Source organism: Pseudomonas sp. 05N433 (assembly GCF_056396925.1).
Genome location: NZ_JBFTML010000033.1, coordinates 51,237 through 57,612, shown reverse-complemented (window position 1 = coordinate 57,612; position 6,376 = coordinate 51,237). Strand labels below are relative to the sequence as shown.

General features: G+C 64.0%; 4 protein-coding genes. 1 reads left to right on the top strand and 3 read right to left on the bottom strand.

What is annotated here, in order from left to right:
• The first annotated feature begins 111 nt into the window (after positions 1-111).
• Positions 112-1,740, top strand: a complete 1,629-nt coding sequence (pvdP, locus tag AC1DIS_RS18325) for a pyoverdine maturation tyrosinase PvdP (protein WP_477743762.1) — start codon at positions 112-114, stop codon at positions 1,738-1,740.
• A gap of 66 nt (positions 1,741-1,806) precedes the next feature.
• On the opposite strand, the gene AC1DIS_RS18320 is transcribed toward pvdP, so the two are convergent.
• From AC1DIS_RS18320 to AC1DIS_RS18310, 3 genes are read right to left on the bottom strand one after another with little or no spacing between them, the layout of a single operon-like run.
• Positions 1,807-3,201: an efflux transporter outer membrane subunit gene (locus AC1DIS_RS18320; protein WP_477743761.1), complete on the bottom strand. Its 1,395-nt coding sequence runs from the start codon at positions 3,199-3,201 to the stop codon at positions 1,807-1,809.
• 7 nt (positions 3,202-3,208) lie between these two features.
• Entirely contained in the window at positions 3,209-5,182 is a 1,974-nt protein-coding gene (locus AC1DIS_RS18315; RefSeq protein ID WP_477743760.1) for a MacB family efflux pump subunit, read from the bottom strand.
• Positions 5,183-6,355: an efflux RND transporter periplasmic adaptor subunit gene (locus AC1DIS_RS18310; RefSeq protein ID WP_477743759.1), complete on the bottom strand. Its 1,173-nt coding sequence runs from the start codon at positions 6,353-6,355 to the stop codon at positions 5,183-5,185. It lies immediately after the preceding gene.
• Positions 6,356-6,376: the final 21 nt, after the last annotated feature.

Below are 6,376 nucleotides of genomic sequence, written 5' to 3'. Positions count from 1 at the left end.
GGAGCAAGCTCCCTCGCCACAGGGGATTGTGTTTGGCACGCTTAAATTTCCCCGCACAACAAACGTTCTAGCTTGGATAAAGCCTGCTTCATGGCTGACACAGGTAGGGCAATGACGATTTCTCGACGATGGTTCATGGCAGGCCTGGCGCTGACTGGCGCTGCCGTGCCTGCGGCTTATTATGGGCATCGCGAATGGACGAAGCCGGACCCGACGATTACCCCCGGCGAGGCGACGGTCGACCTCGCGGACACCGCGGGTCAGCAGTTGGCCAACTCGCTGCGAGGCATCTGGGATATCCGCTTCGAAGGTTCGCAAGCGGGCCTCGACGGTTTACCGCAGCACGGGCTGGAGCTGTTTCTCGACATCGCTCAGCGCGGCCGTGGCCTGCGTGGCTGCCTCGATACCGCGCAGCAGTTACGCAGCGCAGCCGAGCCGCGTTACCGGGTGATCGGCGACCTGGTGTCGCCTGACGCCAGCCAGCTGTACTGGCGCCTGATCGATCGGCAATCGGCCAACGGCGCGCCGGCTTATGAGCTGGCGGTCACGTTCGATGAGGTCTGGGCCGATTTCGGCAATGCCGGCAGTGGCACCCTCAGCGGGCGGATCCTGCGCCTGGATCGCCCGCTCGGTTTGCTGGAACTGGACAATCGTTTTGTCGCGCGCAAACGGCTGTTTCCCGAAGCCCGTGAGCGTGTGGGGTTGAATCCGCCGTTGCTGGCGTGGCTGATTTCCCCCGAGCACCGTTTGTTCCACCAGCTCTGGCACGCCTCGCGGGACAAATGGCACAAACTCTCCAAGGACCAACAGGACGCCTTGCGCGGCATCGGCTGGCAGCCGGGCCCGCGAGGCAATGAGCGCGATGCCCGGGGGCCGCGCAAAGACCGTAATGGTTCGGGAGTCGACTTTTTCTTCATGCACCGGCACATGCTCGGCACGGCGCGTTCGATGCAGGACCTGCCGTCCTGGTCGAGCTTCCCGATGCCGCAGCCGGAGCTTGAACGCGACCGTCAGGGCTTCGCCCGCTATTTCGACAATCACGATGGCACGGCGCTGCCGCCCACCTGGCTGGCCGCCGAAGACACCGAGTACACCCAGTGGGTCAGCGACATCAAGACTGCCGAGACCTACCACAGCAATTTTCAGGTATGGGAGTCCCGTTACCGCGACCCGCGTTACCTGTCGAAGCTGACCCTGGGGCAGTTCGGTTCGGAGGTGGAACTGGGGCTGCACGACTGGCTGCACATGCGCTGGGCCTCGGTGCCACGGGATCCCTCCAACGGTCAGCCGGTGCCTTTTGCCCGGGATCCGGCGGACTTTTCCGCGCGTTGGTATGCGCCGGAAAACGACTTCCTCGGTGACCCGTTTTCATCCCACGTGAACCCGGTGTTCTGGCATTTCCACGGCTGGATCGACGATCGCCTGGAAGACTGGTTCCGCGCCCACGAGCGTTTCCATCCGGGTGAGCTCAGTCGGCTTGAGGTCAATGGCGTGCCTTGGTTCGCCCCGGGGCGCTGGGTTGAAGTCGATGATCCGTGGCTCGGCCCGAGCACCCACGGTTGCAGCACTACGCCGGGATTGCAGGTCGGCAAGTCGGTGGAAATGGACCCGGAAACCATGAAGCTGGCGCTGCGCATTACCTTCGGTACGGATGAAAAGAAACTCGCGGATTTGTTCCGGCGAGTGCCGCAACGGCCGTGGTATGCGCGGAATCTGAAGGTCAAGCCGCTGAGTTCGTAAGCCAGGCACTTGTGGCAAGGGAGCAAGCTCCCTCGCCACACAGTTTTTGGTGACGGATAACCTCGATCAAAGCACCTGCCACCCCCCACCCAACGCCTTGTACAACGCAATGCTCGCCTGCAACCGCGACAACCGCAGTTGCACATTCGAGTCCTGCGCCGCATACAGCGTGCGCTGCGTTTCCAGCACCGTCAGCCAATCCTCGGCGCCAGCCTGATAGCGGCTTTGCGCAATGTTGAACGCGGCCTGGGCCTGGTTCAGTTCTTCGCGTTGCCACTGCCGCTGTTCATCCAGGCCGCGAATGCTGTTGAGGGCTTTTTCGACGTCGGCAAACGCATTGATGATCGCGCCTCGGTAGGCTTCCAGCAGTTCTTGTTGGCGGGCCGTGGCCTTGTCGCGCTCGGCACCGAGGCGGCCGTTGTTGAAGATCGGTGCGACCAGCCCGGCGGTGAGGTTGTAGAACGGGCTGCGCAGAATGTCGCTGGCCGTGTTGGCGCCCGAGCCGATGTCGGCGCTGAGGGTCACGGCGGGCAACATGGCTGCGCGTGCGACCGTGACGTTGGCCTGGGCGGCGGCCAGTTGCGCTTCGGCGCGGGCGATGTCCGGGCGGCGGCTGAGCAGTTCGCTGGGCAATCCGGCATCGATGGCAGGCCATTGCAGTTGATCGAAGGATTCGTGGCTGGGCGGAAGTTGCTGAACCGGTCGGCCCAGCAAGGCGGCGAGGTTGATCCGGGCGTCCTCGGCTTGCTGGCGAATCAGCGGCAGTTGCCGTTGTTGCGCCGCCACCAGGCTTTTTTGTTGGGCCAGTTCCAGCGCGGTGGTCGAGCCTGAGTTGAAACGGGTCTGCACCAGTTTCAAAACGTTCTGTGCATTGGCCAGGTTCAGCTCGGCAATGCGACTTTGTTCATCCAGCGACAAGGCTTGCGCGTAGCTGCTGGCCACGCCGCTGAGCAAGGTCAATTCAACCGTGGCCTGATCGAACTCGCTGGCGCGCAGCCCGAATTGCGCACTGTCCCGGGACGCACGTTTGCCGCCCCAGAAGTCGATTTCGTAACTGGCGCTGAGGTTGGCGTCAAAGTAGTCCACGGCCTTATTGCTGCTGTCGGCATCGAGTTGGCTGTAGCCGTTGCCGCGCAACAGTTTTTGGCGGTTGGCGTTCATGCCGGCCTTGATCTCCGGCAGCTGCGAGCCGCCGGCAATCACTGTGTCGGCCCGGGCCTGATGCACCCGAGCGATGGCGGCGGCGAGGTCATAACTGCCGACGCGGGCCTGTTCGATCAGGCGATCAAGCTGCGGGCTGCCGAACTGCGTCCACCATTGTCGACTCGTCCGGGAGGCACTTTCATCGTGTGGTGATTGCCAGGCCGGCGGTGGTTGAATGCCGCTGTCCGGGCGCGCAGCCGGGTGGCTGCAGGCGCCGAGTAACAGGCAAAGGGTCAACAGGCTCAGTTGCGGTTTCATAGATCGATCATTCACTGGTAAGGGCCGTGACCGGGTCGAGTCGGGCAGCTTTGCGGGCCGGCATGAAGCCGAAGACAACGCCGGTGATCAGTGCGCAGGCGAAGGCGCCGATGACGGCCGCCAGGGAAAAGGCCACCGCGACTTTGCTGAGCACCAATACGCCGCCGACGATCAGCGCCAGGGCGATGCCGGCGATCCCGCCGACCACCGAGAGCATCACGGCTTCAGTGAGGAACTGGCGCAATATGTCGCGCTGACGAGCGCCGGTGGCCATGCGGATACCGATCTCCCGGGTCCGTTCGCGCACGGTCATGAGCATGATGTTCATCACGCCGATGCCGCCCACCAGCAGCGAGATCGCCGCAATCGAACCGAGCATCAGCGACAGCGTATTTTGCGTGCGCGCCTCGGCCTGAATCATCGCGGCGTTGTTGGTCAGTTCGAAATCGTGTTTGCCGTCGTGCAGGCGCAGCATCAACTGCTCGATGGCCTTTTCGGTCTCTTTGACCTTGCGCGCGTCGGCCGCGGCAATGGCCACGTATTCGGGGTTGTGGGTGCCGAACAGCCGGACACTGGCGGCCGAGTAGGGCACGGCAATCCGATTGTCGCTGTCGGAATCGCCGGAACTGGCGCCTTTTTCCGCGAGCACGCCGACGACCTGAAAGGGCACGTTTTCGATCAGGATGTATTGGCCGATGGGGTTGGTGACGTCCTTGAGCAATTTGCTGCGCACCTTGTGGCCGATCACCGCGACCGCCGCGGCGTTGCGTTCATCGGCCTCGGTGAAGTAACTGCCCTCGACCACCGGCCAGTTGAAGATCGCCGGAAAGTTGGTGTCGTTGCCGCCGACGTAGCTCAGGTGGTCGAGGTTGCCGAAGCGCACCCCGGCTTCGGCGCCGTTGACCGGCATGATTCGCATGACTTGCGGCAGGCTGGCCAGCGCGGCGACGTCATCCAGGGTCACGATGCCGGGCGGCGTGCGTGGATTGGGAGCGGAGCCGCTGAGGTAAATGATGTTCGAGCCGAACGCGCCCATCTGCGCCATGACCTGACGCTTGCTGCCTTCGCCGACCGCCAGCATCACCACCACCGAGGCGACGCCGATGATGATCCCCAGCAGCGTCAGGGCGGTGCGGAAGCGGTTGATCCACATCACCCGCCAGGCCGCGTGTATCGCATCCACCAATTCGCCTTTCCAGGCACCGGTGGCCTCGCTGCCTTCGCTCAGCCGCTTGCGCAAATCCACCGCTTGCAGCGCACCGGGATTGGCCGAGGCCTGCACGGCGGGGTTGTCGCGGGCGCTGTCGCTGATGATCAGGCCGTCACGGATTTCGATCACGCGTTTGGCCCGGGCCGCCACGTCGCGGTCGTGGGTGATGAGGATCACCACATGGCCCTGGCTCGCCAGTTCGTCGAGCAGCGCCATGACCTCGGCGCCGCTGTGGCTGTCGAGGGCGCCGGTGGGTTCGTCGGCGAGGATGATGTGGCCGCCATTCATTAATGCGCGAGCGATGGACACCCGTTGCTGCTGGCCGCCGGAGAGCTGGTGCGGACGGTTGCCGGTGCGTGCTGCCAGGCCGAGACGGTCGAGCAGGGCGGCGGCACGGGCGTGGCGTTCGGCCGCTGGGGTGCCGGCGTAGATTGCCGGCATCTCGACGTTTTCCTGGGCCGAACCGGACGGAATCAGGTGATATCCCTGAAACACGAAACCGAATGCCTCGCGGCGCAGCCAGGCCAGCTCATCGCTGTCGAGTGCCGCGACATTTTCGCCGGCGAACCGATACTCGCCGGACGTTGGCCGGTCGAGGCAGCCGAGGATGTTCATCAGCGTCGATTTGCCGGAGCCGGAAGCGCCGACGATCGCCACGAACTCCCCGGCGTGGATCGACAGGTCGATGCCGCGCAACACATGAACTTCAGGCGCGTCGCCGCCACCGTAGGATTTACGAATGTCCTGCAGGTCGATCAGAGGCGTTTGCATTCAACCTCCACTGCCGTCGGCGGGGCCGATCAACAGGTGATCGCCTTCGGCCAGTCCGTCGAGGATCTGCACCTTCAAGCGATCGCTGATGCCGGTGCGCACGGTCCGTTGCTCGATGCTGCCGTTCTGGGCGACCACCCGAGCCGTTTGACTGTCGGTCTGCGGGCCGCCCTGCAAGGCGGCGACCGGCGCGGTAAGGACGTTTTTTGCCTGGTTGGAAACGAAGAACACTTGGGCGGTCATTTCCGCCATCAGCGCGTTGTCGGCGTTGTCGACGTCCAGCAGCACCGTGTACAGCACCACGCGGGCCGTCCCGCTTTTACTGGAACTGGCCGGACTGCCGCCGCCCTGGCTGGTCTGATCCAGCGGTTTGGGCGGTATCGGCAAAATCTGCCGCACCGTGCTGCTCCAGCGCCGGTTACCGCCGCTGAGCGTGGTGAACCAGGCGCTCATGCCGGGTTTGACGTGGCCGATGTCAGCCTCCGAGACCTCGGCCCAGACCGTCATCGGCGACAGTTTGGCGATGCGCAGGATCAGCGGCGTTTGTTGCTGGGCGTTGAGTGTCTGGCCTTCGCGGGCATCGAGGGCCACAACCGTTCCGCTCATCGGTGCGTAAATGCGCGTATAGCCGAGTTCGGCCTGATCGCTGCGCAGGTTGGCCTGAGCCTGGCGGATCTGCGCCTCGAACATGTCGATGCGCGCTTGCGTGGTGCGCAGTTCGGCCTGGGCCGTTTGCACATCTTCGTCCCGTGTCGCGCCGCCGGCGGCGAGGTGCTGTTGACGCTGATATTTCTGCCGGGCCAGGTCGTGTTGTGCCCGTTGCTCCTGCAGCTGCGCCTTGAGGTTGTCGATGGAAAAACGCCCGGCGTCGAGTTTGGCCTGTTGGGTGGAGGGATCGATTTCCACCAGCAACTGGCCTTCCTTGACCACGTCACCGACTTCCACATGGATCTTGTGGATCTGCCCGGAGGCCTGGGCGCCGACATCGACATACCGCCTCGGTTGCAGGGTTCCCAATGCCGTGACGCTGCTTTCAATGTCGCCGCGCGCGACCTGGACCGTGGCGAACCGGTCACGACCCGCAGGCAAAACCTGCCAGGCCGCGATGGCGATAACGGGGATCAGACAAAGAGCAACAAGCAGGGCGCGTCGGGTGTGACGGGGACGTTTCATGCAGGGTTCCGGCCAAAAGGA